This window comes from Glycomyces salinus, from assembly GCF_016428645.1.
GTDB lineage: Bacteria > Actinomycetota > Actinomycetes > Mycobacteriales > Micromonosporaceae > Glycomyces > Glycomyces salinus.
In genome coordinates this window covers 55,055-73,833 of sequence record NZ_JAELXW010000042.1, presented here as the reverse complement: position 1 = coordinate 73,833, position 18,779 = coordinate 55,055, and the positions used below count along the sequence as shown (strand labels likewise).

At 67.5% G+C, this 18,779-nt stretch carries 22 protein-coding genes; 9 read left to right on the top strand and 13 right to left on the bottom strand.

Annotated elements, in window-relative coordinates; genetic code table 11:
• Positions 1-788: 788 nt before the first annotated feature.
• Genes JFB92_RS13525 through JFB92_RS13510 form a run of 4 tightly spaced genes read left to right on the top strand, consistent with a single transcriptional unit; the run spans position 789 to position 2,849 of the window.
• A complete protein-coding gene (locus JFB92_RS13525) occupies positions 789-1,493 on the top strand; it encodes a hypothetical protein (protein ID WP_199039441.1) in 705 nt (234 codons plus the stop codon).
• Complete coding sequence (locus JFB92_RS13520; RefSeq protein WP_199039439.1) at positions 1,484-1,855, top strand: hypothetical protein; 372 nt, start codon at positions 1,484-1,486, stop codon at positions 1,853-1,855. Before JFB92_RS13525 ends, JFB92_RS13520 begins: the two co-directional genes overlap by 10 nt.
• Positions 1,856-1,860: 5 nt before the next feature.
• Positions 1,861-2,367 carry a hypothetical protein gene (locus tag JFB92_RS13515; RefSeq protein ID WP_199039436.1) on the top strand — a complete coding sequence of 169 codons (507 nt, stop codon included), beginning with the start codon at positions 1,861-1,863 and terminating at the stop codon, positions 2,365-2,367.
• Positions 2,364-2,849 carry a hypothetical protein gene (locus tag JFB92_RS13510; RefSeq protein WP_199039433.1) on the top strand — a complete coding sequence of 162 codons (486 nt, stop codon included), beginning with the start codon at positions 2,364-2,366 and terminating at the stop codon, positions 2,847-2,849. The genes JFB92_RS13515 and JFB92_RS13510 overlap by 4 nt, the downstream gene beginning before the upstream one ends.
• A 60-nt stretch (positions 2,850-2,909) precedes the next feature.
• Here the strand turns inward: JFB92_RS13510 and JFB92_RS13505 are convergent, their stop codons facing one another.
• Genes JFB92_RS13505 through JFB92_RS13495 form a run of 3 tightly spaced genes read right to left on the bottom strand, consistent with a single transcriptional unit; the run spans position 2,910 to position 4,344 of the window.
• On the bottom strand, positions 2,910-3,353 hold the full coding sequence (locus JFB92_RS13505) for a hypothetical protein (protein WP_199039430.1): 444 nt from the start codon (positions 3,351-3,353) through the stop codon (positions 2,910-2,912).
• Positions 3,343-4,092 (bottom strand): hypothetical protein, encoded by a 750-nt coding sequence (locus JFB92_RS13500; protein ID WP_199039426.1) that lies wholly within the window; start codon positions 4,090-4,092, stop codon positions 3,343-3,345. The genes JFB92_RS13505 and JFB92_RS13500 overlap by 11 nt, the downstream gene beginning before the upstream one ends.
• A gap of 15 nt (positions 4,093-4,107) precedes the next feature.
• Positions 4,108-4,344 (bottom strand): hypothetical protein, encoded by a 237-nt coding sequence (locus JFB92_RS13495; protein WP_199039423.1) that lies wholly within the window; start codon positions 4,342-4,344, stop codon positions 4,108-4,110.
• A 205-nt stretch (positions 4,345-4,549) separates the two neighbouring features.
• Between JFB92_RS13495 and JFB92_RS13490 the strand changes: the two genes are divergently transcribed.
• The gene (locus JFB92_RS13490) at positions 4,550-5,536 is read left to right on the top strand and encodes an SRA domain-containing endonuclease (protein WP_199039420.1); all 987 of its coding nucleotides are present in this window, start codon (positions 4,550-4,552) and stop codon (positions 5,534-5,536) included.
• A 1-nt stretch (position 5,537) separates the two neighbouring features.
• On the opposite strand, the gene JFB92_RS13485 is transcribed toward JFB92_RS13490, so the two are convergent.
• The 4 genes from JFB92_RS13485 to JFB92_RS13470 all read right to left on the bottom strand — a co-directional run bounded on the left by JFB92_RS13485 (position 5,538) and on the right by JFB92_RS13470 (position 7,886).
• Positions 5,538-5,774, bottom strand: coding sequence for a hypothetical protein (locus JFB92_RS13485; RefSeq protein WP_199039417.1), 237 nt, complete (start codon positions 5,772-5,774; stop codon positions 5,538-5,540).
• Between the two features lie 199 nt (positions 5,775-5,973).
• Positions 5,974-6,438 carry a DUF5980 family protein gene (locus tag JFB92_RS13480; protein ID WP_199039414.1) on the bottom strand — a complete coding sequence of 155 codons (465 nt, stop codon included), beginning with the start codon at positions 6,436-6,438 and terminating at the stop codon, positions 5,974-5,976.
• A gap of 251 nt (positions 6,439-6,689) precedes the next feature.
• A complete protein-coding gene (locus tag JFB92_RS13475; protein WP_199039411.1) occupies positions 6,690-7,058 on the bottom strand; it encodes a nuclear transport factor 2 family protein in 369 nt (122 codons plus the stop codon).
• Between the two features lie 12 nt (positions 7,059-7,070).
• Positions 7,071-7,886, bottom strand: a complete 816-nt coding sequence (locus tag JFB92_RS13470) for a methyltransferase domain-containing protein (RefSeq protein ID WP_199039408.1) — start codon at positions 7,884-7,886, stop codon at positions 7,071-7,073.
• 93 nt (positions 7,887-7,979) lie between these two features.
• Here JFB92_RS13470 and JFB92_RS13465 point away from each other — a divergent pair, with 93 nt between their 5' ends.
• Positions 7,980-8,399 carry a hypothetical protein gene (locus JFB92_RS13465; RefSeq protein WP_199039405.1) on the top strand — a complete coding sequence of 140 codons (420 nt, stop codon included), beginning with the start codon at positions 7,980-7,982 and terminating at the stop codon, positions 8,397-8,399.
• A 9-nt stretch (positions 8,400-8,408) separates the two neighbouring features.
• Here the strand turns inward: JFB92_RS13465 and JFB92_RS13460 are convergent, their stop codons facing one another.
• The 4 genes from JFB92_RS13460 to lpdA all read right to left on the bottom strand — a co-directional run bounded on the left by JFB92_RS13460 (position 8,409) and on the right by lpdA (position 13,273).
• A complete protein-coding gene (locus tag JFB92_RS13460; protein ID WP_199039402.1) occupies positions 8,409-9,377 on the bottom strand; it encodes a phosphotransferase family protein in 969 nt (322 codons plus the stop codon).
• 90 nt (positions 9,378-9,467) lie between these two features.
• Positions 9,468-9,899, bottom strand: a complete 432-nt coding sequence (locus JFB92_RS13455; RefSeq protein WP_199039399.1) for a hypothetical protein — start codon at positions 9,897-9,899, stop codon at positions 9,468-9,470.
• 247 nt (positions 9,900-10,146) lie between these two features.
• Positions 10,147-11,850, bottom strand: coding sequence for a 2-oxoglutarate dehydrogenase, E2 component, dihydrolipoamide succinyltransferase (sucB, locus tag JFB92_RS13450; protein WP_199039396.1), 1,704 nt, complete (start codon positions 11,848-11,850; stop codon positions 10,147-10,149).
• A 37-nt stretch (positions 11,851-11,887) separates the two neighbouring features.
• Positions 11,888-13,273 carry a dihydrolipoyl dehydrogenase gene (gene lpdA, locus JFB92_RS13445; protein WP_199039393.1) on the bottom strand — a complete coding sequence of 462 codons (1,386 nt, stop codon included), beginning with the start codon at positions 13,271-13,273 and terminating at the stop codon, positions 11,888-11,890.
• A gap of 248 nt (positions 13,274-13,521) precedes the next feature.
• Here lpdA and JFB92_RS13440 point away from each other — a divergent pair, with 248 nt between their 5' ends.
• Positions 13,522-13,854, top strand: a complete 333-nt coding sequence (locus JFB92_RS13440; protein ID WP_199039390.1) for an oxidoreductase — start codon at positions 13,522-13,524, stop codon at positions 13,852-13,854.
• A 76-nt stretch (positions 13,855-13,930) separates the two neighbouring features.
• Here JFB92_RS13440 and JFB92_RS13435 read toward each other — a convergent pair whose 3' ends face one another.
• The gene (locus tag JFB92_RS13435) at positions 13,931-15,382 is read right to left on the bottom strand and encodes a leucyl aminopeptidase (RefSeq protein WP_199039387.1); all 1,452 of its coding nucleotides are present in this window, start codon (positions 15,380-15,382) and stop codon (positions 13,931-13,933) included.
• A gap of 74 nt (positions 15,383-15,456) precedes the next feature.
• Between JFB92_RS13435 and gcvT the strand changes: the two genes are divergently transcribed.
• On the top strand, positions 15,457-16,551 hold the full coding sequence (gcvT, locus tag JFB92_RS13430; protein ID WP_199039384.1) for a glycine cleavage system aminomethyltransferase GcvT: 1,095 nt from the start codon (positions 15,457-15,459) through the stop codon (positions 16,549-16,551).
• Between the two features lie 17 nt (positions 16,552-16,568).
• On the opposite strand, the gene JFB92_RS13425 is transcribed toward gcvT, so the two are convergent.
• Positions 16,569-17,189, bottom strand: coding sequence for a hypothetical protein (locus JFB92_RS13425; protein WP_199039381.1), 621 nt, complete (start codon positions 17,187-17,189; stop codon positions 16,569-16,571).
• Between the two features lie 259 nt (positions 17,190-17,448).
• On the opposite strand from JFB92_RS13425, the gene JFB92_RS13420 reads away from it, so the two are divergent.
• Positions 17,449-18,756 (top strand): Gfo/Idh/MocA family oxidoreductase, encoded by a 1,308-nt coding sequence (locus JFB92_RS13420; RefSeq protein ID WP_199039378.1) that lies wholly within the window; start codon positions 17,449-17,451, stop codon positions 18,754-18,756.
• The last annotated feature ends 23 nt before the right edge of the window (positions 18,757-18,779 follow it).

Below are 18,779 nucleotides of genomic sequence, written 5' to 3'. Positions count from 1 at the left end.
AGCACTCGGGCGTGGAAGGCGTTGATGGCCGCAGCCGCCGCGTCGAGGTCGGTGCGGATCTCCTTGGCGGTCTCACTCCGCTCTGCCGGGTTCACGCTCCTGGCCATGTGCCACACCCCCCTTGATCCGAACCTTCGAACCTTCGATCTGCTGGTCGGTTTCCGTCCGGTTGTGCTACATCAATGGTGACAGCCGAACCAGCGTTTGCCATCACCCGCAGGGTTGGAGAAGACTCATGTTCACCGCCTGGGACCGGTGGCGTCCCAAGCGATCCACGCCCGGAGCCGTGCGCACCCGCCAGGACGCGAGCCGCCTTCACGCCAGCCCCGGGGCCACCCGGCCCGAGACACGCCGCAGACACCAGCCCTCCACACACCTCACCGTCGCTGATCGCCTGAAGTCGGGCCCATTGTGGCCTGGTGGGGGGGTCGATGCGTCGAGTCGTGTTCGCTTCTCTCTTGGCGAGCCCATGGCCATCAAGGCGTATCAGTGATTCGGTCTCGTAACCCGAAAGTTCTGGACGCGTAAGGATCGGAGGCGAAGGACGCGCGTGTCACGACTTCCGAACGGGGGAACCGCGTGTCATAGTGCAGACACGCGCTGTGCGTAGACAGCACAGCGTGTGCTCCAACTGAATATGGACCGGCGGGTCGCACCTGAGATTGGCGTCCTGGGCGACCCGCCACCCAGCCAGAGAGGAGACCTCCGTGGCTAGCGACAGCCTACTCCAAATCCAGTCCGCTACACCAGTCCAAAACTCAACCGTTTTCGCAGCTCACACCCATCGTGTGAGCGGGTCGGACCCTGCCCTCGGCTATGTCGAGGGCCGGGGTTACTACGACCGGGCGGGCCGCCGTCTCTTCCTGAGCGACGGTTCTCCCGACCCCGACACACCCAGCGCTTACCGATACCGATTCGACCCGGACTCGTGCGACCCGACCGCACCGGAGTCCGACCCGGCCAATCCGCGCTACGAGCCGCCGCACCTGCGTCACCGACCGGGCGACACCTGGGAGATCGGCGGCAAGCCCGCGGACCCGGACGACCCGGGGCCGTATGGCTCACGCGGCTGGTACCAGGACACCCGCACCGGTCGTCACCGCCGCAACGAACTCCCGGACCCGCCGGAGCCCGAGGTCAGTACGCAGGAATCCGGTTCGGAGTACCGGTTCGACCGGCTCCGCGAGGACGCCTGGGACGACTTCATGACCGATTCCGCCCCGCTCGCGGCTGCCCACCGCCGCACCGGCACTACCGCGTTCGAGCGCGAAATCGGGGGACAGTGGGCGCTCTGGGTCCGCCTGATCCAGTGGCTGATCGCCGTGTTCAAGAGCCTGAACGCGGACCCGGCTGCGGCCGTGCCCGACTCGACCCCGCCGCGAACGGCCCCACCGCGCAGAATGACGCCGACCAAGAGGGATCGGGGCGCGGGCATGGCACGGGCCGTGGCCGGTGCGCAGCGCGCGAGGGCGGGGGTCGCCTCGTGGGCGTAAGAAGAACAGCGCCGCACCGGCTCAGGTTCGCCTACGCGCGGGCCCTCGCCGAGATTCCGCTGCCGGTCCGATCGATTTCGGCCCCGGCCGAGGAGGCTCTGACCGTGCTCGGGCAGGCGGAAATCGGCGGCAGACCGATCCGGTTCGGCACCCTGACAGAGGCTCCGAGGCTCTGGGTGGCCTTCGCGGACACGTCACCTCCGGTCTTCGGATACCTGTCCGGGTTGGTCGGTGAGCGGTTGAGCCTCCAGGTGACCGAGACCGCGCACTTGCCCTGGACCCGCGAGGCCGACCACACCGAACAGCTCAAGAGCCACGGCCTGGAGGTCTGGCGGGCGGCTCAACGCTGGTGCGAGGGGTGAGGCGAATGAGATACCAAGAGCGCCAGGCACTGTTCCGCGACCATGCGAAAGCGGCTCTCCGCCGCGACGCCCCGGAACTCTCCCGACTCCGGTCCCTGATCGGACCCGACCTCTACCTCCACCACCAGCTGTTCGTCTTCGCCCTGTTCGCCGCCGCTGTGACCGACCACTTCGGCGACGACCTCGACCGGGAGGAACTGGCCGGCCTGATGGCCAAGCTCCGGGAGACTCGGCCCGGGTTGCACTGGCTGCGGGCCGAGGCTCTGGTCCGAATCTGCTACGGCGAATCGGCCTTCTACCTGGACGTTCCCCAGAGAGAGCAATACGGCCTGATGTGGGCGGTCCTCGAACAACTCATCCCACCGGACATGGGCGACGCGGACCTGACCGCACTGCTCGAAGAAGCCGACGAATTCGGCCGCCAGACGGTCACCGGCGTGTTCAAGTCCGAGCGCCTCTTCGGCTTCGGTGACGAGGTCGAAGACCCCGAATCGCGGGAGGGATCGGCATGAACGACGCCGAACTGATCCGGGCGGCCATCACGGCGCTGGCCTTCCGAGACCGGGACCGATACCGGGCCGTCCGAGAGCAGTACCGGACCTACCATCCGCGCCACGAAGCCGAGCAGTTGATGTGGGTCGCGAAGGTCTGCGTGGAATGCCGCTTCCCGATCTCCAAAGTAGAGGAAGAACCCGAGGGCCCCTACATAGACCACGCCGAACTGGGCCGCTTCCTGGCAGAAACCCGCCAGGCCGGGCCCGACTATGTGGTGCCGCCCAACGTCCTTGAAGTGGAGGGCGTAGTCCGGGGCCTGCTGGGGGAGGAGGGAATCCTGAACCAAATCGCCCCGGCGAGCATGCGCGGCATCGTGCTCTTCCTCATTCAGTACCTGGTCGACACCATGCCAGAACTCCGAGAGGACTTCGACCAGGCAATAGACGAGGCCAGGCAATACGCCTACCACCAACTCATGGGCACCGAGCCCGAGCAGTAAAGAGCCGGGCGTAGGGCCGAAGGCCCTGCGCCCGGCTGAAACCCTCGAACCCGGAACCCGTTACGCCTCGCTCTGCCACTGAGCCGCAAGAGTCTCGGCATCAGCGAGATAGTCATCCAGCCGGGCTTTGATGTCCTGGTTTTCGTGAACGATCATACGAATCGCCAGGAGCTCGAACCTGAGTTGATCCTCCGGAGAGACCTCGTCTAGCAGGTGATCCTCACCGTAGATCACCCGGATCAACGCTTCCATCGTCATGGGTTTGAACGGCGGATCGGCCTTACGGTATGCATAGGCTGTCCGGTTCACGAAGTCGCGGATTGACTCGTGGTTCGGGTCTTCTCCGAGGTGAGCCGCCGTAACTCCCGTGAACATTGCAGCTACGTAGATAACGTAGCTGTCGCGGGCTGCATCTGGAATCTGGCTGTTCAGCTCTCGTGCCTTGGACCCGTTGCCCAGGGCCATTTCTCTGACAGTGTCCTGGAACAGCTTGTTAGTGGTCATTGCCCCTTCTCCTAACGAACCGGGTGAAGCCTTCGACGGCAGCAGCGACGAATACAGTCAGATTGCCAACGAAATCGGTTGCGTCCACCACACCTGTGTCGTGCCCGAACATGATCTCACCAGGATGACGGTTCGTTGTTGTCTCGGTTGTCGTCTTGGCTTGAGGTCCCCACGGGTCGAAGCCGTCGTCGGTGTCGACTGTTGCCGCATCCGTGACGGCCTCGGAATAGCTTTTCGCGTTGCCGACGTTCCTGACGAGACCTCGCCCGAGGCGACGGGCCTTCGGCAGGTTCCGGTCGGCGTCGGCGTTCTCGTGTTCCTTCTCGAAGGGGCTCAAGTTCGGGTCTTGGCCCATCAGCTCCTCACCGCTGGGGTCCCCTGTCCGCAGGTGCGGCGGGAGAATGTCCGGCACTCCGGGCGGTGGAGCGCCGTCAGGACCTCCCGTGGCCTCGCCATGTCGGCTGGTCGGCGCTCCCGGTCCGACACCATGAATCGCGGCCATGACCTGCCAGCGGGCCTTTTCCAGGCTCCCCTTCAAGGTCTGTCTGCCGCTCTCGACCTCCTCCAGCAACCGCTCGACCGCCGCCAACGCCTCGGCCACACGACCCAAGCCCAGCGCATGTGCCTGCGCGGCTACCTCGGCCACCTCATCCTTCGCGACACCGATGCGGCCCCCGGCCTCGGCTACCTGCTCCTTGTCGGCCTCGATCTGCTCGGCCAACTCCTGCGCGCCGCTCATACCCTCGCCCGCCGTTCAGGCGTGCTTCGAGGCTTCGACCGCGGCCTTGGCCTCCTCCAGCTTGTTCTGAAGCGCGATGGCCTGCGCCAAGCACTCCTCCAACTGGTCCTTCCCGGCGCTCAGCGCATTCGCCGCCGCCCGGATCCCGAGCGCCTGCAACGAGGTCAATACCTCCTCGGCCTGCTGCTTGCTGCTCTCGATCCGTCCCGCGCCCTCACCGATCTGCTGCGCCGCGGCCTCGATCTCGGCCATCGCCTCATCCACTGATGCCATGCTCGGGGGTGCCCTCTCCAGGTCTTCGAATCATCCGGGGAACCAGCCGCCACAACCCTCCGTAGGCGGCCAGCGTCCGACACGTTACCCGAATTGGTCGCAATGCATGGAACATCCTCGTTGGTCGTCCCCTCCTCGCCCACAGGGGATCGCGAACCGTGCCGATAGCCGGTAACGTACCCACATGGCCCCGGACGAGCTCGAAGTCGGTGAGGCATACACGCGTCCCCAGCTACAGGAGATCTTCGGCGGCGCGCTCTACAGCGGCATCGTCCCCTCCCGATCCACCCCCAACATCTTGTTGTTCTCCGACCCTTCCAAGGGGGTCAAGTACGGCTATCACGACGAACCTGGGGAGGACGAGTTCGGCGACCTTTACCTCTACACAGGTGAGGGGCGCACCGGCGACCAACAGATGACCAAGGGCAACAAGGCGATCCTCAATCACGTCAAGGAAAGGCGAGCACTGCGGCTGTTCCTTGCGGTGAGCAAGATCCCCGGCAGCGGCACCAAGATCCACCAGTACTTCGGTGAGTTCAAAGTCGATCCTGTCGAGCCGTGCGTTCGGAAGTACCTACCTGTAGAAGGTGGCGTGGCGCGGAAGATGCTGATCTTCCAGCTGCGGCCGGTCGGAGATGCGGCGATTCCGCCGCCCGACCAACTCCCGATCCCAGCCGGAACCGGGCTCACCGAGGTGTTCCCGGAACCGAGCCGGCCGACGAAGCCCGAGTCTTCGGCCGAACTCGTCTCCACTGAGAACAACCTGACGCCCGAGAGCGACCGCAGAGCCGTCGAAGGGCTGAAGTTGCGCCGCCGCGAGGCCGCTCTGGTGGAGCGCTTCGAACGATTCCTCGAACAGCATGGGCACGTGCCGAAGCGGTATCAACTCACCATCGCGGGCGTGGCCTCGGTCTTCCCTACTGATGTGTTCGATGTGACCGCGAACGTGCTCTACGAAGCCAAGGGCACGGCCGCTCGCAACTCGATCCGGCTAGCGATCGGGCAGCTGTTCGACTACTCGCGGCACATCGACCCGAAGCCGTCTCGGCTGGCGATCCTCCTACCTGAAATGCCGAGTCCCGACCTGCAGGAACTCATCCGCTCGGTCGGAATGTCGCTTGTGTATGAGGACGGCGATTCGTTCGCGGGGTGGCCGGTAGCGCCCGGCTGAATCATTCAACAGAGGGAAAGCATTGAGCCGCGTCGCGGAGCAAGTCCGTGAGGCGACCGCAGGTGGATTCGATCGCCTCTCGCTGGTCCAGGTCTGGGAGCCGGTTGGAGGCGATTCGGGTCATGATCAGGATGTTCAGCGCCGTCTCGCGCAGTAGACGGTCCTGTGGAATCCGACTGCGTCGGTTGGCGACGGCGGTTATCGCATCGGCCAGGGCTTCGAGTTCAGGTTGTTCCATCCGACCCCCGTTCGCTGATGTGTCGATTCAGCTACCTAGGGTGCTGGACGGGTGTGACACGCAGCGGTGGGAGAGCTGACCTGCTCGATCGAACGGTCTCCGCGAGGCGATCCCGTCTCGCTGGTTCCTGCCTCCCCCCGTGGCCCCCACGGATGTGAGGGTGGTCCGTGGAGGTGTTCAGTTGGCGGCGGTGGGGGTGTTAGTACCCGCAGCCCCACTCTTCCTGGGCTTTGATCAGGATCGGCATCGTCTGTGTCACGGTTCCGTCCGTGACGACGAGGCCGGCCGGGTACTCCCCGTAGTCCAGGGGAGGCAGGTCGACGGCGAGCCAGATGGTGCCGACCGACCGGTCGCCGTTGTCGCCCGGCGGGATCGACGAGATCAGTGAGATGTCGGTGCCCTCGGGCAGGCCGTGTGCCTCGGGTACGAGAGGCGAGTCCCAGGACCCGGAGATGAAACCGACGAAGTAGGAGAATTGGGATTCGTTGGCGGGGATGCAGAGTCGCTGCTCGGCGTCCAGCAGCTCCCAGGTCGCCTCTGACGCGTGCGACTCGGACTGGACGGTGGGTGAGGCTGAGGCGGCCGATGAGCTGAAGGCCACGCTCATCGCCAGTCCGGCGACTACGGTGAGCGCCAACTTGAGGTGGCGAGAGACGGATCTCATGACGAAGGTCCTCCGTGTCTCGGTACCTGAGTGGCCTCCCCCGTCAGGGCTGGTACCGGGCGCCGACTGAGGCCTCGTGAAAATCACGCTACAAGGCCGGATTCATGAACACAATTACTTGAAATATCAATTAAGTGTGTGATCTGTCACACGAATTCTCTTGTGGTGGCGGCGACTCGATTGCTCGGTGAGCGCTGTTCGCTGCGCCTCGATGGCATCCGCCCGCCGCTCCGGGTTCCGCGGGCCGGGTTCTATCCCGGGATGGGAGTCTGCTGGTACACGGCGAGCCGCCAGGTTCCCTCGGTTCTGGTGTAGACCGACGACATCAGGGCGGTGAACTCCGTTTCCTCGCCGTCGCGCCAGGCGCGGGCCCTGTAGGTGGTCGCCGCGGCGTCGGATCCGAGGCGGATCAGGCGGGCGTCGGTGATCTCGTACCCGCTCCAAGGCGGCGCCTCCCGCAGGGACGCCACCACCTCGGAGCGGTCGAGAGCGAAGCCGTGGGCGAGGACCATCATGCCGTCCTCGGTCATCTTCGAGCCGTAGAAGTCGGCGCCGCTGCCCTCGCAGAGGGCGTCCCAGCCGGCCCGCTCGGCGCTGAGCAGTTCGTCTATGAGCTCCATTACCCCTGGATATCAGGTGCGGCAGAGGAGCTGGACGTGGGGGATGATCAGCGTCGCCTCCGGGTCGTCGGTCCAGGCCCTCCAAGCCTCGGCAATGGCCTCCAGCTCCGCCTGCGTGGCGTGGCCGCCCTTCAGGGCCTCCTTAGCGAAGGTCGAGTGCAGGGCGCGCTCGGCCCAGTGGCCGCCCCACCAGGCCCGGTCCTCCGGCGTGGTGAAGGTCCAGGTCGCGGAGGTGGCCTCGATGTCCTTCTCGTCGAAACCGGCGCGCAGCGCCCAGGACTTCAGGCGGCGGCCCGCGTCCGGTTCGCCGCCCAGCGCTCGGGCGGCGCGCTCGTACAGCTCCAGCCAGGCGGTCAGGCCCTCGGAGGCGGGATGCCACAGGAATCCCGCGTAGTCGCCGTCCCGGACGGCCACGACGCCGCCGGGCCGGGTCACCCGGCGCATCTCCCGGAGCGCCTGGACGGGGTCGCCGACGTGCTGGAGCACCTGGTGGGCGTGCACGACGTCGAAGGCGTCGTCCTCGAAGCGCAGGCTGTGGACGTCGGCCCGCTCGAACTCGACGTTGGTCAGGCCGCGCTCGGCGGCGACTTCGGCGGCCTGGTCGAGGATGCCGGGAGCGTAGTCGACCCCCGTCACGTGTCCCTCGTTCGCGATGGCCGCCAGGTCGGCGGTGATCGTTCCCGGCCCGCAGCCGATGTCCAGGATGCGGTCGGTTGATTTGAGTTCCGGCAGCAGATAGGCCGCCGAATTCTCCGCCGTGCGCCGAGCGTGCGTGTTCACGACGGACGCTTCATGACCGTGGATGTAGGTCGCTGTCTCTTTCGCCATGCCGCAACGGTAATGGATGAATCCCAATTCCTAGGAGGCGGCTCCCGAGTAGTGGAATCGGATGGGCTGGCGGGCGACGGCTAATCTCTCCGCATGCGCCGAGCGACAGTGGTCCTGACAATGTTCATCCTGGTCCTGTCGGGCTGCTCGGGACCGGACGAGGACACCGCCGTCTCGCTCGACTCCGGCACCGCGACCATCGCGGTGGAAGAGGAGCTGTGGGTGGACATGGGCGAGGTCAGCACCTCGGTCGGCGACAACTGGTTCCTGGTCGGAGAGCCCGATATGGAAGTGCTCACCGAGACCGAGCAGGTCCATGAGCGGAGCCTCGCGTGCAACCTCGGCCTGACCGAATGCGGCGACCAGCTGTACTGGGGCTTCGAGGCCGTCGCCCCGGGCGAGACCGTCCTGGTGTTCCAGTACTGCCTCCAGACCGACCTGGAGAACTGCGAGGCCGGGACCGGGCAGGAAGCGCCCGACCCGGTCGAACTGGCCGTCGTCGTCACCGAGTGACCGACCCCGTCACCAGCCACGCCGCTTCGCGAGCCAATCGGCCGCGGCCAATCCGCACCACCTCTGGTGCCTGCGGATGTACGGCGAGACGCCCGGAATCTGCGGCGCTTGGGCCTGGGACAGGTAGTAGCCCGTGTACGAGGCCAGGACCGCGTCGAGCTGCTCGGCGGTCACGCCCTTCGCGGTCGGGTGCGCCCAGAACAGACCCTCGGCGTCGTGGCCGTCGCCGTGGGCGACGTTCAGCAGGCCGACGGTGTCGAACCAGGTCGAATGGACCTGGAGCCAATTCCAGTCGCAGATCCACGCCCGGTCGGCGCCGATGATCATGTTGTCGGGCCTCAGGTCGAAGTGCATCACCGAGTCCGAGGCCATCGCCTCGTCGACCCCGGATTCGATCTCGGCGAGCTCCGCGAGGCGGCCATCGAGTGCCGGCGGCAGCGGGAACGGTTCGATTTCCCCGGCCCTGGCGGCGCCGAACCGGTGCAGGTATCCGTCGATCGGCACCTCCGAGATGCCGAGGTCTAGAAGGGATCGCGGCGCGGGAGTCAGGAGCTCGGCGGCCTCGGCCCAGGCCCGCAGCATCAGATCGAGGTCTCCGGGGTCGATCGGCAGCGACGCGGCGCGGCCGTCCACTGCCTCGAAACCGAGGACGATCCATTGGTGAACGTCGGCGGCGAAGTGGAGGCTCGGCGCGGGAACGCCCTCCGGCAGAGCCGGATGGACCTTCGCCTCCTGGCGGTACGAGGCCAGAACATACGGCAGTTCGGGGCCGGCGGCCTTGACGAACAGCTCGGTCCCGCTCCCGGCGCGCAGCCGGGCGGCGAAGCCTCCGGTGAAGCCGCCTCCGGCCACGCGGATGTCCGTCGGCGTCCCGCCGAGCTCGCTCTCGATCAGCGCCTGGACGGGATCGGGAAGGCTGTCGTAGGCGGGGCGGACCGCAGTGCCGTCGTAGGGGACGGCCTCGCCGAATCTGGACATGCGTCGATTCTCGGACAAGCGGGCCGAGGGCGCAAAAGGATTAAGCCCTCGCCGCCGTGGTGGGGGCGGCAGCGAGGGCCGTGTTCCATTCTAAGCCCTCGCGAGCAAAGATGGAATGACCACTGGAAGAACGTAGTTTCCGACGTCCCCGACGGTGCTGTACGTGAGCGCCCACTTCGCCGTCCGCGCGTCGCGGCACAGGACCACGAACGCCACCATGCAGCTCAGGGCCCGCTGAGTCTCCACGATGAGCGCGAGCCAGAACTCGGCCTGCGCGGGGTCGGGCTCCAAGAGGGTGTCGAAGAGTACCGCGAACTCCTGTTTGTCGCTTTTGGAGTACACGGCGAGCGCGCAGACGCGCAGTCGGTCGGGTTGGCTTGGGACGCTGAGGGTCTGGCGGTCGATCGTGATGCTGTCGTAGTCGGGGAGTGCGGGGCCTTCGGTGGATTCGTAGAGGTCGGTGGCGAATTCGGGGCGGGCCTCCATCAGAATCGCCAGAAGCTCGTTGTACTCGCTAGGCATTCGAGTTCCTAACTGCCGCGTGGGGTCGCAAACTGTGGGTTGCAGGAACAACGAGGACACAAGCCGCATGGTTACGGGCAGGTGACCAGTGTTGACGAGAGCCCTATCCGCACTTCGGGCGAGGTCGGATTCAAGGATGGCGGCGGTGCCTCACCGGCGAGTACACCGTGCCGCAGGCGGCGTACACGGAGCGGGCGGCACGGCCGGGGAAACCTCGGCTGCGCCGCCCGCTCCGATTCGGTCGGGTCTAGAGACCCAGCTGGTGTTCGAAGTTGCCGTCCTCGATGCGCTTGGTGACCGCCTCCAAGTAGCGGGCGGCGTCGGCGCCGTCGATCAGGCGGTGGTCGTAGCTCAGCGTCAGGTGCATGACCGAGCGGACCGCGATGACCTCACCCAGCTCGGGGTCGTTGATCACGCGCGGGCGCTTGACGATCGCGGCGGTGCCGAGGATCGCCGACATGCCCAGCGGCACGATCGGCGTGTCGAACAGCGCGCCCACCGAACCGGTGTTGGTGATCGAGAACGTCCCGCCGCTCAGATCGTCGGGCGCCAGCCCGCCGTTGCGGGCCTTGTCCGCGATCTCGGCGATCCGCTTGGCCAGGCCCGGGATGTTCAGGTCCCCGGCGTTCTTGATGACCGGGACGATCAGGCCCTTGGGCGTGTCCACCGCGAAGCCGACGTTCTCGGCCTCGGGGTAGGTGAGCGTCTTCTCCTCCAGGTTCATGGAGGCGTTGATGATCGGGTACTGCTGGAGTGCCTCGATCGCGGCGACCGAGAAGAACGGCAGGAAGGACAGCTTCACGCCGTGGCGGGCGAGGAACTCGTCCTTCTTGGCCGCGCGCAGCTTGGCCACCTTGGTCACGTCGACCTCGCGCACCGTGGTCAGCTGGGCCATGGTGGTCATCGACTCGTGCAGGGCCTTGGCCGCCGACTGGCGCAGGCGGCTCAGCTTCTCGGTGCGGCCGCGCAGCGGGCTGACCTCGACCGGAGCCGCAGGCTTCGGGGAGCTCGGGGTCGTCCCTTCGGAAGCGGCCGGGGCCTTGGCCTTGCGCTCGTCGATGACGGCCTGCACGTCCTGCTTGCGGATGCGTCCGCCGACGCCGGTCCCCGCGACCTCGTCGAGGTTCACGTCGTTCTCCGAGGCGAGCTTGCGGACCAGCGGCGTCACGTACGAGCTGTTCGGCTTGGTGGCCGACGGCGCGGCGGGGGCCGAGGGCGCGGCAGGGGCCGCGGGAGCCTCTGGCGCCGCCGGAGGCTCGGGCGCGGCGGCCGGCTCGGGCGCCGGGGTCGGCTCCGGAGCGGCGGGCGCCGGGGCGGCCGAACCGCTGCCGACGATCGCCAGCACGGATCCGACCTCGGCGGTCTCGTCCTCGTTGACCTTGATCTCCAGCAGCGTCCCCGCGGCCGGGGAGGGGATCTCGGTGTCGACCTTGTCGGTCGAGATCTCCAGCAGCGGCTCGTCGACCTCCACGGAGTCGCCGATCTGCTTGAGCCAGGCCGTCACCGTGCCCTCGGTGACCGACTCGCCCAGCTCGGGAAGGGTCACCTCGGTGCCTTCGGCGCCACCGGAGGCCGGGCTCGCTTCGGCGGACTCGGACCCGCTCGAAGCGGACTCGGCGGCAGGCTGCTCTGGTTCAGATTCAGGTTCAGGTTCGGGAAGCTTCTCCTGGGCGGGCGCCGGCGAGGAGGGCTCAGAGGACTGCCCGGACTCGGACGGGTCGCCGATGACGGCCAGCTCGCCGCCGACCTCCACATCGGAGTCCTCGGGGGCCACGATCTTGAGCACCACGCCCGCGACCGGTGAGGGCACCTCGGTGTCGACCTTGTCGGTCGAGACCTCGAGCAGCGGCTCGTCGACCTCGACCGAGTCGCCTTCCTTCTTCAACCACTGCGTGACGGTCCCCTCGGTGACAGACTCACCGAGGGCGGGCATCGTTACCGATGTCGGCATCGTTCTGTTCAGCTCCTGTCCTGGCTGTTATTAAGACCTAGTCGTGGACGTGCAGCGGCTTGCCGGCCAGGGCCATGGCCGCTTCGCCGATCGCTTCGTTCTGAGTGGGGTGCATGTGGATGAGCTGCGCGACGTCCGAGGCGTAGCCCTCCCAGTTGTAGATGAGCTCGGCCTCGCCGATCTGCTCGGAGATGCGCGCGCCCACCATGTGAACGCCGACGATCGGGCCGTCCTCGACGGAGACGAGCTTGATGAAGCCCTGGGTCTTGAGGATGTTCGACTTGCCGTTGCCCGCGAGGTTGTAGTTGACCGACTTGATGTTGTCGGCCCCGTACTGCTCCTTGGCCTTGTCCTCGTTCAGGCCCATGGAGGCGACCTCGGGCTCGGTGAAGGTGACCCGCGGGATGCCGGCCTCGTCGATCACGGCCGGGTTCATCCCGGCGATGTGCTCGGCCACGAAGACGCCCTGGAGGAAGCCGCGGTGGGCCAGCTGCACGCCCGGGACGATGTCGCCGACCGCGTAGACGTTCGGCAGGTTGGTCTGGAGGTACTCGTTGGTGAGCACGAAGCCGCGGTCCATCTCGACGCCCTGCTCGTCGTAGCCGCAGCCGTCGGTGACCGGGCCGCGGCCGACCGCGACCAGCACCAGGTCGCCGTCGATGACGGTGCCGCCCTGGATGGAGACCTGGACGCCGGTGTCGGTCTTCTCGATCTTCTCGAAGAACTTGCCGGTGTGGAACTTGATGCCGCGCTTGCGGAACGCCCGCTCGATCATCTTGGAGGTGTCGGCGTCCTCGGCGGCCAGCAGCCGCGGCAGGCCCTCGACGATCTCGACCTCGACGCCCAGGGACTTCCACGCGGAGGCGAACTCGGCGCCGATGACGCCGCCGCCGATGACGATGGCCTTGTTCGGCAGCTCGGTGAGGTTGAGGGCGTGCTCGGAGGTGATGACCTTCTCGCCGTCGATGTCCAGGCCCGGGAGGGTCTTGGAGTACGAGCCGGTGGCGAGGACGATGTTGCGGCCGGTCACGGTGCGGCCGTCGACCTCGACCGAATTCGGGCCGACCAGCTTGCCGGTGCCGTTGATTACCTCGACCTTGTTGGCCTTGAACAGGCCCTGGAGGCCCTTGTACATCTTGGCGACGACGCCGTCCTTGTACTTGTTGACCGCCTCGATGTCGACGCCCTTGAGCTCGGCCAGGATCCCGAAGTCCCCGGCGTCGCGAGCGGTGTCGGCGACCTCGCCGGCGTGGAGCAGCGCCTTGGTGGGGATGCAGCCGCGATGCAGGCACGTGCCGCCGACCTTGTCCTTCTCGATCAGGGCCACGGACATGCCCAGCCCGGCCGCGCGGAACGCGGTCGCGTAGCCGCCGCTGCCGCCGCCCAGGATCACTACGTCGTATCCTGCGTTCGGGTCGCTCATTGCTCTCCCCACTTAACTGTGCAAATTTACGGCTCCGCAAGCGTCGCCGTGGGTGCCTTGGTACGAAGTCCATCCTTCCACCGGGAACGGCTCGGAGTCGAACAGACCCGATGGATTGGAGTGTGCAACACCATTCAACCGCTTGGTGCCGTCTTCTGAAAGAGCGGTTCGTGTGCGGCTGGACACAGCCGATCTCGGGCGTGTGTACGCTTGTTAGTTGACACCTCAACGGTGCGGAAGGAGCCGCCGTGGGCTGGTTTGGACGCAGGAAGAAGAAGAACAACGGGACGCTCGACCGTGCCCCCGACAACGGGGACCAGCGGCATCTGGTCGAGTTCATCAAGTCGCGGACGGGCGTCGAGGCATACATCGAGCCGAAGACGACGGTCACCGAGACCACGGTCATGCTCATCGCGCATGACGGGGAGTGGACGCGGCGCCGCGTCGACGGTCCGTCCGGGGCCTTCGCCTTGGGCCGCAAGCACGACATCCCCGTGTACGAGGTCGCCAAGACCGGGTATCCCCAGCGCAAGCGTGACTACGACCAGCGGAGGAAGCTGGAGCGGCAGCGCCGCTCCTGAGGCTCCGATAACGGTTGCACAACTGTTGCCGCACCGTCCCGCCACTTGGCCGTGAGGGACGGTGCGGCCCCGGAACCTAGACGAACTCCTCCAACAGGGCCACCAGCGTGCGCACCGGCACCCCGGTGGCGCCCTTGCGGGTGTGGCCCCATGCCTCGGACGTGTCGGCCGGACCGGCGATGTCCAGGTGCGCCCAGGGGATCTCCTCCGGCACGAACTTCGACAGGAACACCCCGCCCTGGAGCATGTGCCCGTCCCGCTTGTTCCCGGTCCCGCACTGCGAGACGTCGGCGATCGGGGAGTCCATGAGGGCCACGATGTCCTCGGGGAAGGGCATCGGCCAGCCCGACTCGCCCACCGACTCGGCCACGCGGGCCACCCGCTCGGTCTCGGAGTCGGTCCCCATCAGCCCGAACGTGCGCCTGCCCAGCGCCACCAACTGGCCGCCGGTCAGGGTGGCCACGTCGTAGATCGCGTCCGGCTCGTCCTCGGCGGCGCGCGAGAGCCCGTCGGCCAGCACCAGGCGGCCCTCGGCGTCGGTGTTGAGGATCTCGATGGTCTTGCCGTTGCGGGCGGTGATCACATCGGAGGGCCGGTACGCCGAGCCCGAGAGCATGTTCTCGGCCAGCCCCACCAGGCACGTCACGTTCACGTTCAGGCCCAGCTTCGCGGCGGCGACCGTGGCGCCGACCACCGCCGCGGCCCCGGCCATGTCGGTCTTCATGTCCCACATGCCCGCCACCGGCTTGATGGAGATGCCGCCGGAGTCGAACGTGATGCCCTTGCCGACCAGCGCCACGTGCTTGGAGGCGCCCTCGGGCCGGTAGGACAGGCGCAACAGCCGCGGCTCGGCCGCCGATCCGCCGCCCACGGCCAGGATGCCGCCGTAGCCGCCGGCCGAGAGCGCCTCGGCGTCGAGGATCTCGACCTCGAGCCCGGCCTCGGTCGCGGCCTGCTCGATCTCGATCGCGAACGTCGGCGGCCGCAGCAGGTTCGCCGGGGTGTTGACCCAGGTCTTGGTCAGGGCCACGCCCTCGGCCAGCACCGACGCCCGCACCACGGCCTCCTCGGTGGCCCCGTAGACGCTGACCTGCGCGGGCGGCTCGTCGCCGCCGTCGGTCTTGTAGCCTTCGAACTTGTAGGCGCCCAGGATCGCGCCGACCGCCGTGGCGGCGGGGTCGCCCTCGAAGGCGATCGCGACGCTCTCCTGGCCGAACGCCGAGCGCACCGCCGTCCCGGCCGCGCGGCGCAGCACCTCGTCGTCGAGCTCGTCGGCCTCGCCGAGGCCGACCGCGAACACCAGTTCCGCCTCCAGGCCCTCGGGCGCGGGCAGCCGCGTCAGCGACGAGGCCGAACCGGTGTTGCCGAGCGAAGCCAGCATCTGGGCCAGGCGGCCGCCGAAGGCGTCGTCGACGCCCGCGGCGCTGTCGGGGATAACCGGGGACTCCTCGCCGGCGAGCACCCCGACGACGATCACCTCGGAGCGCGCTGCGGCGATGTCGCCGGAGGCGCTGACCAGATCAGTCATATTCCGTCCCTACATCAAGTGAGTGCAAACGGACCGATCCTAAGGGTTGAGAATCTCGCGATAGTGTCTAAGCCATGTCTGAGCCCGCACCGTCACTCATGGTCTCGCCTCTCCACCCTCGCCACCTGGAACAGGGCGCGAAGTTCGCGGAGTTCGCCGGATGGGAGATGCCCCTCCAGTACCCGAGCGGGGTGCTCGCCGAGCACGCCGCGGTGCGCCATCGGGTCGGAGTCTTCGACGTCTCGCACCTCGGCAAGGTGTGGGTGTCCGGTCCGGGTGCAGCCGACTTCGTCAACCGCTGCCTGACCGGTGACCTCGACCGCATCGGCGACGGCGGCGCCCAGTACACACTCTGCTGCGACGCCTCCGGCGGCGTGGTCGACGACCTCATCGCCTACCGGCTCTCCAGCGAGAAGATCCTGCTGATCCCCAACGCCGCCAACGCTGCCGAGGTCGCCCGCAGGCTCACCGACGCCGCTCCGCGCGAGATCGAGATCCGCGACGCCCACCGGTCCCTGGCGGTCCTGGCCGTCCAAGGTCCTGAGTCGCCGCGCATCCTCGAATACCTCGGACTGCCGCACGGCCACGACTTCATGACCTTCGCCGAACGCTTGGTCGACGATGCGGCCGTCGTCGTCTGCCGCTCCGGCTACACCGGAGAGACCGGGTTCGAACTCGTCCTGCCCGCCGAGGCCGCCGGAGACTTCTGGGACGGCATGCTGGTCGCAGGGGCCGTACCGTGCGGGCTCGGCGCGCGCGACACGCTCCGCCTGGAGATGGGTTACCCCCTCCACGGCCAGGACCTCAGCCTCGAGATCACGCCGGTCCAGGCCCGTCTGAACTGGGCGGTCGGCTGGAAGAAGCCCGAGTTCTGGGGCAAATCGGCCCTGGAGGCCGAACGCGCGGCCGGCCCGAAGCGGAAGCTGTGGGGCCTGGAGGCGGCCGGGCGCGGCGTCCCGCGAGCTCACATGAGCGTGCTCGACGGCGAGCGGACCGCCGGCGAGACGACTTCCGGCGGGTTCGCGCCCACGCTCAAGCGGGGCATCGCCCTGGCGCTGCTCGACGCCGAGTACAAGCCCGGCGCCGAGCTGGAGCTGGACGTGCGGGGGCGCAGGCTCCCGGTGAAGGTGGTCAAGCCGCCGTTCAGCGAGTCCAGTCCCAATTCCTGACGCGGTGTCTCAGGGCGTCACATGAGCGCCTCGAGGCCGCAGACCGCCCATGCGCCGTCTTCCTCGACGACCGTGAAGATGGCGATGGTGTCGTCTGGCCGCGACTCTTTCGCCCAGATGTATTCGTAGGTCGGATCCTGGTCGTTCAGGAAGAACGCCACCTCGGTGGCTCCCTCGACCTCGCGGGAGGTCACGTATGGGAAGGCCGCGGGTTCATAGTCCGTCGTCTCCGTGTCCGCGGCGGTTTGAAGGTGGCCCGCAATGTTCGCGGGCGGACTGGCGCACGTGAGCTCCTCCAGCGTCTCCTCGTCGTAGTTCTGAGACGCGATGTTCCAGCTCAGAGCGATGTGCTCGGGAGTCTCGGGCTCGGCCTCGCTGGCGAGCACGTACTCCAGCTGTTCCTCGGTCTCGTCATCGTCGCCCGCTGCGGTGGTCTCGTCGGCGGCCACCGGTGGTTCGGGCTCGGGAGTGGGCTCGGCCAAGGCGTCGGGCAGTTCCCTGACGCCGAGGAAGACCATCGCGCCGAGGATCGCGAAGACGCTGATCGCGACCGTGAGCATGGCGGCCTGGTCCCGGGTGAGGCGCCGGGACGGCCGAGGCGGGGCAGGCTGAGGGGCGGGGCCGGGGTAGTGGGTCATGTCAAGTCGAGCTCTCTGCTTCGTTCCGGGAGTTCACGGACAGGTCGAGGCGGGGCGTCGCTGAACGAGGTTATCGGGCGCGCGCAACTCATATAGGCGAGTTCGAGGCGGCTCGCGTGCATCGGACCGGTTCGCCGGAAGTGCGGGAGGAGGATACAGTGGTCGCAACCTCGGCAATCGTTTGTCTCGGGTCCTCTGTCTTGTGTTCGACCCCCGAGTTCGATAGCGTTTACCAGAACCTCGCAGACGAAGGAGCCACATGTCAGGCACGCCGCATCGCTACGCTCTGGTCGGTACCGGCGCTCGGGCCACGATGTATACAAACGCCGTGGTCGAACGCAGCGACAAAGCGCGGCTCGTCGCGCTGGCCGACACCAACCCCCACCGCATCGAACACCACGCCGCGGCCGTCGAGGCCGCCGGAGCCCCCAGGCCGGCCGCCTACGCCGCGGCCGACTTCGACCGACTGCTGACCGAGACCGAACCCGACACGGTCATCGTCACCTGCGTCGACGCCTACCACCACGAGTACATCCTCGCCGCGCTCGCAAGCGATTGCAACGTCATCTGCGAGAAGCCCCTGACCACGACCGGCGAGCACGCCGCCGCCATCCTCGAAGCCGAGCGGAAATCGGCCGGGGCGGTCACGGTCACCTTCAACTACCGCTACAACCCGATCCACGAGAAGGTGGCCGACCTCCTCCGCGAGGGCGCGGTCGGCGAAGTCGTCTCGGTCGGGTTCGACTGGCTCCTCGACACCCGCCACGGCGCCGACTACTTCCGCCGCTGGCACCGCCTGGCCGACCAGTCCGGCGGCCTGCTGGTCCACAAGTCCGGCCACCACTTCGACCTGGTCAACTGGTGGCTCGACTCCGCACCTGTGCAAGCGTTTGCTAGAGGGAAGCTCGCGTTCTACGGCGAGAACGGCGAACGCCACGGCCACGACCGCGGCTACGAGCGCGCCAACGGCGCCCCGCAGGCATCCGGAGACCCGTTCGCCCTCGACATGAAGGAGAACGAGCAGCTCAAGGCCCTCTACCTCGACGCCGAGGAGGCCGACGGCTACATCCGCGACCAGAACGTCTTCGCCCCGGGCGTGACCATCTACGACGACATGATGGCGCTGGTCGACTACGAGAACGGCGCGACCCTGTCGTACCGGCTCACCGCCTACTCGCCCTGGGAGGGCTACCGGGTCCACTTCAACGGCACCGAGGGCCGCCTGGAGCTGCTCGTGGTCGAGAACGACCACGTCAACCCGGACCAGCACGGCCCCAACGGCGCCCAACTGCACGGCTCGGCCGCCTCGCCCGAGGAGGGCTGGTACGAACTGACCGTCCACCCCTTCTGGGCCAAGCCGAACCGCATCGACGTGGGGGAGTACGAGCGCAAGGGCCACGGCGGCGGCGACCGCCGCATGCTCGGCGTGCTCTTCGACGGCGACACCGACCCTCACGACCGCTCGGCCACCGCCCAGGACGGCGTCAACGCGCTGGCGGCCGGCCTGGCGTCGAACGAGTCCATCGCAACCGGGCAACCGATTGCGGTGGCGGATCTGCTCAAGTAGGAAACCGCAGTGAACCGCAACGA

Coding starts and splice junctions, on each gene's coding strand:
- JFB92_RS13515 (WP_199039436.1), top strand. CDS start 1,861: ATGAGATACCAAGAGCGCCAGGCACTGTTCCGCGACCATGCGAAAGCG.
- JFB92_RS13510 (WP_199039433.1), top strand. CDS start 2,364: ATGAACGACGCCGAACTGATCCGGGCGGCCATCACGGCGCTGGCCTTC.
- JFB92_RS13505 (WP_199039430.1), bottom strand. CDS start 3,353: ATGACCACTAACAAGCTGTTCCAGGACACTGTCAGAGAAATGGCCCTG.
- JFB92_RS13500 (WP_199039426.1), bottom strand. CDS start 4,092: ATGAGCGGCGCGCAGGAGTTGGCCGAGCAGATCGAGGCCGACAAGGAG.
- JFB92_RS13495 (WP_199039423.1), bottom strand. CDS start 4,344: ATGGCCGAGATCGAGGCCGCGGCGCAGCAGATCGGTGAGGGCGCGGGA.
- JFB92_RS13490 (WP_199039420.1), top strand. CDS start 4,550: ATGGCCCCGGACGAGCTCGAAGTCGGTGAGGCATACACGCGTCCCCAG.
- JFB92_RS13485 (WP_199039417.1), bottom strand. CDS start 5,774: ATGGAACAACCTGAACTCGAAGCCCTGGCCGATGCGATAACCGCCGTC.
- JFB92_RS13480 (WP_199039414.1), bottom strand. CDS start 6,438: ATGAGATCCGTCTCTCGCCACCTCAAGTTGGCGCTCACCGTAGTCGCC.
- JFB92_RS13475 (WP_199039411.1), bottom strand. CDS start 7,058: ATGGAGCTCATAGACGAACTGCTCAGCGCCGAGCGGGCCGGCTGGGAC.
- JFB92_RS13470 (WP_199039408.1), bottom strand. CDS start 7,886: ATGGCGAAAGAGACAGCGACCTACATCCACGGTCATGAAGCGTCCGTC.
- JFB92_RS13465 (WP_199039405.1), top strand. CDS start 7,980: ATGCGCCGAGCGACAGTGGTCCTGACAATGTTCATCCTGGTCCTGTCG.
- JFB92_RS13460 (WP_199039402.1), bottom strand. CDS start 9,377: ATGTCCAGATTCGGCGAGGCCGTCCCCTACGACGGCACTGCGGTCCGC.
- JFB92_RS13455 (WP_199039399.1), bottom strand. CDS start 9,899: ATGCCTAGCGAGTACAACGAGCTTCTGGCGATTCTGATGGAGGCCCGC.
- sucB (WP_199039396.1), bottom strand. CDS start 11,850: ATGCCGACATCGGTAACGATGCCCGCCCTCGGTGAGTCTGTCACCGAG.
- lpdA (WP_199039393.1), bottom strand. CDS start 13,273: ATGAGCGACCCGAACGCAGGATACGACGTAGTGATCCTGGGCGGCGGC.
- JFB92_RS13435 (WP_199039387.1), bottom strand. CDS start 15,382: ATGACTGATCTGGTCAGCGCCTCCGGCGACATCGCCGCAGCGCGCTCC.
- gcvT (WP_199039384.1), top strand. CDS start 15,457: ATGTCTGAGCCCGCACCGTCACTCATGGTCTCGCCTCTCCACCCTCGC.
- JFB92_RS13425 (WP_199039381.1), bottom strand. CDS start 17,189: ATGACCCACTACCCCGGCCCCGCCCCTCAGCCTGCCCCGCCTCGGCCG.
- JFB92_RS13420 (WP_199039378.1), top strand. CDS start 17,449: ATGTCAGGCACGCCGCATCGCTACGCTCTGGTCGGTACCGGCGCTCGG.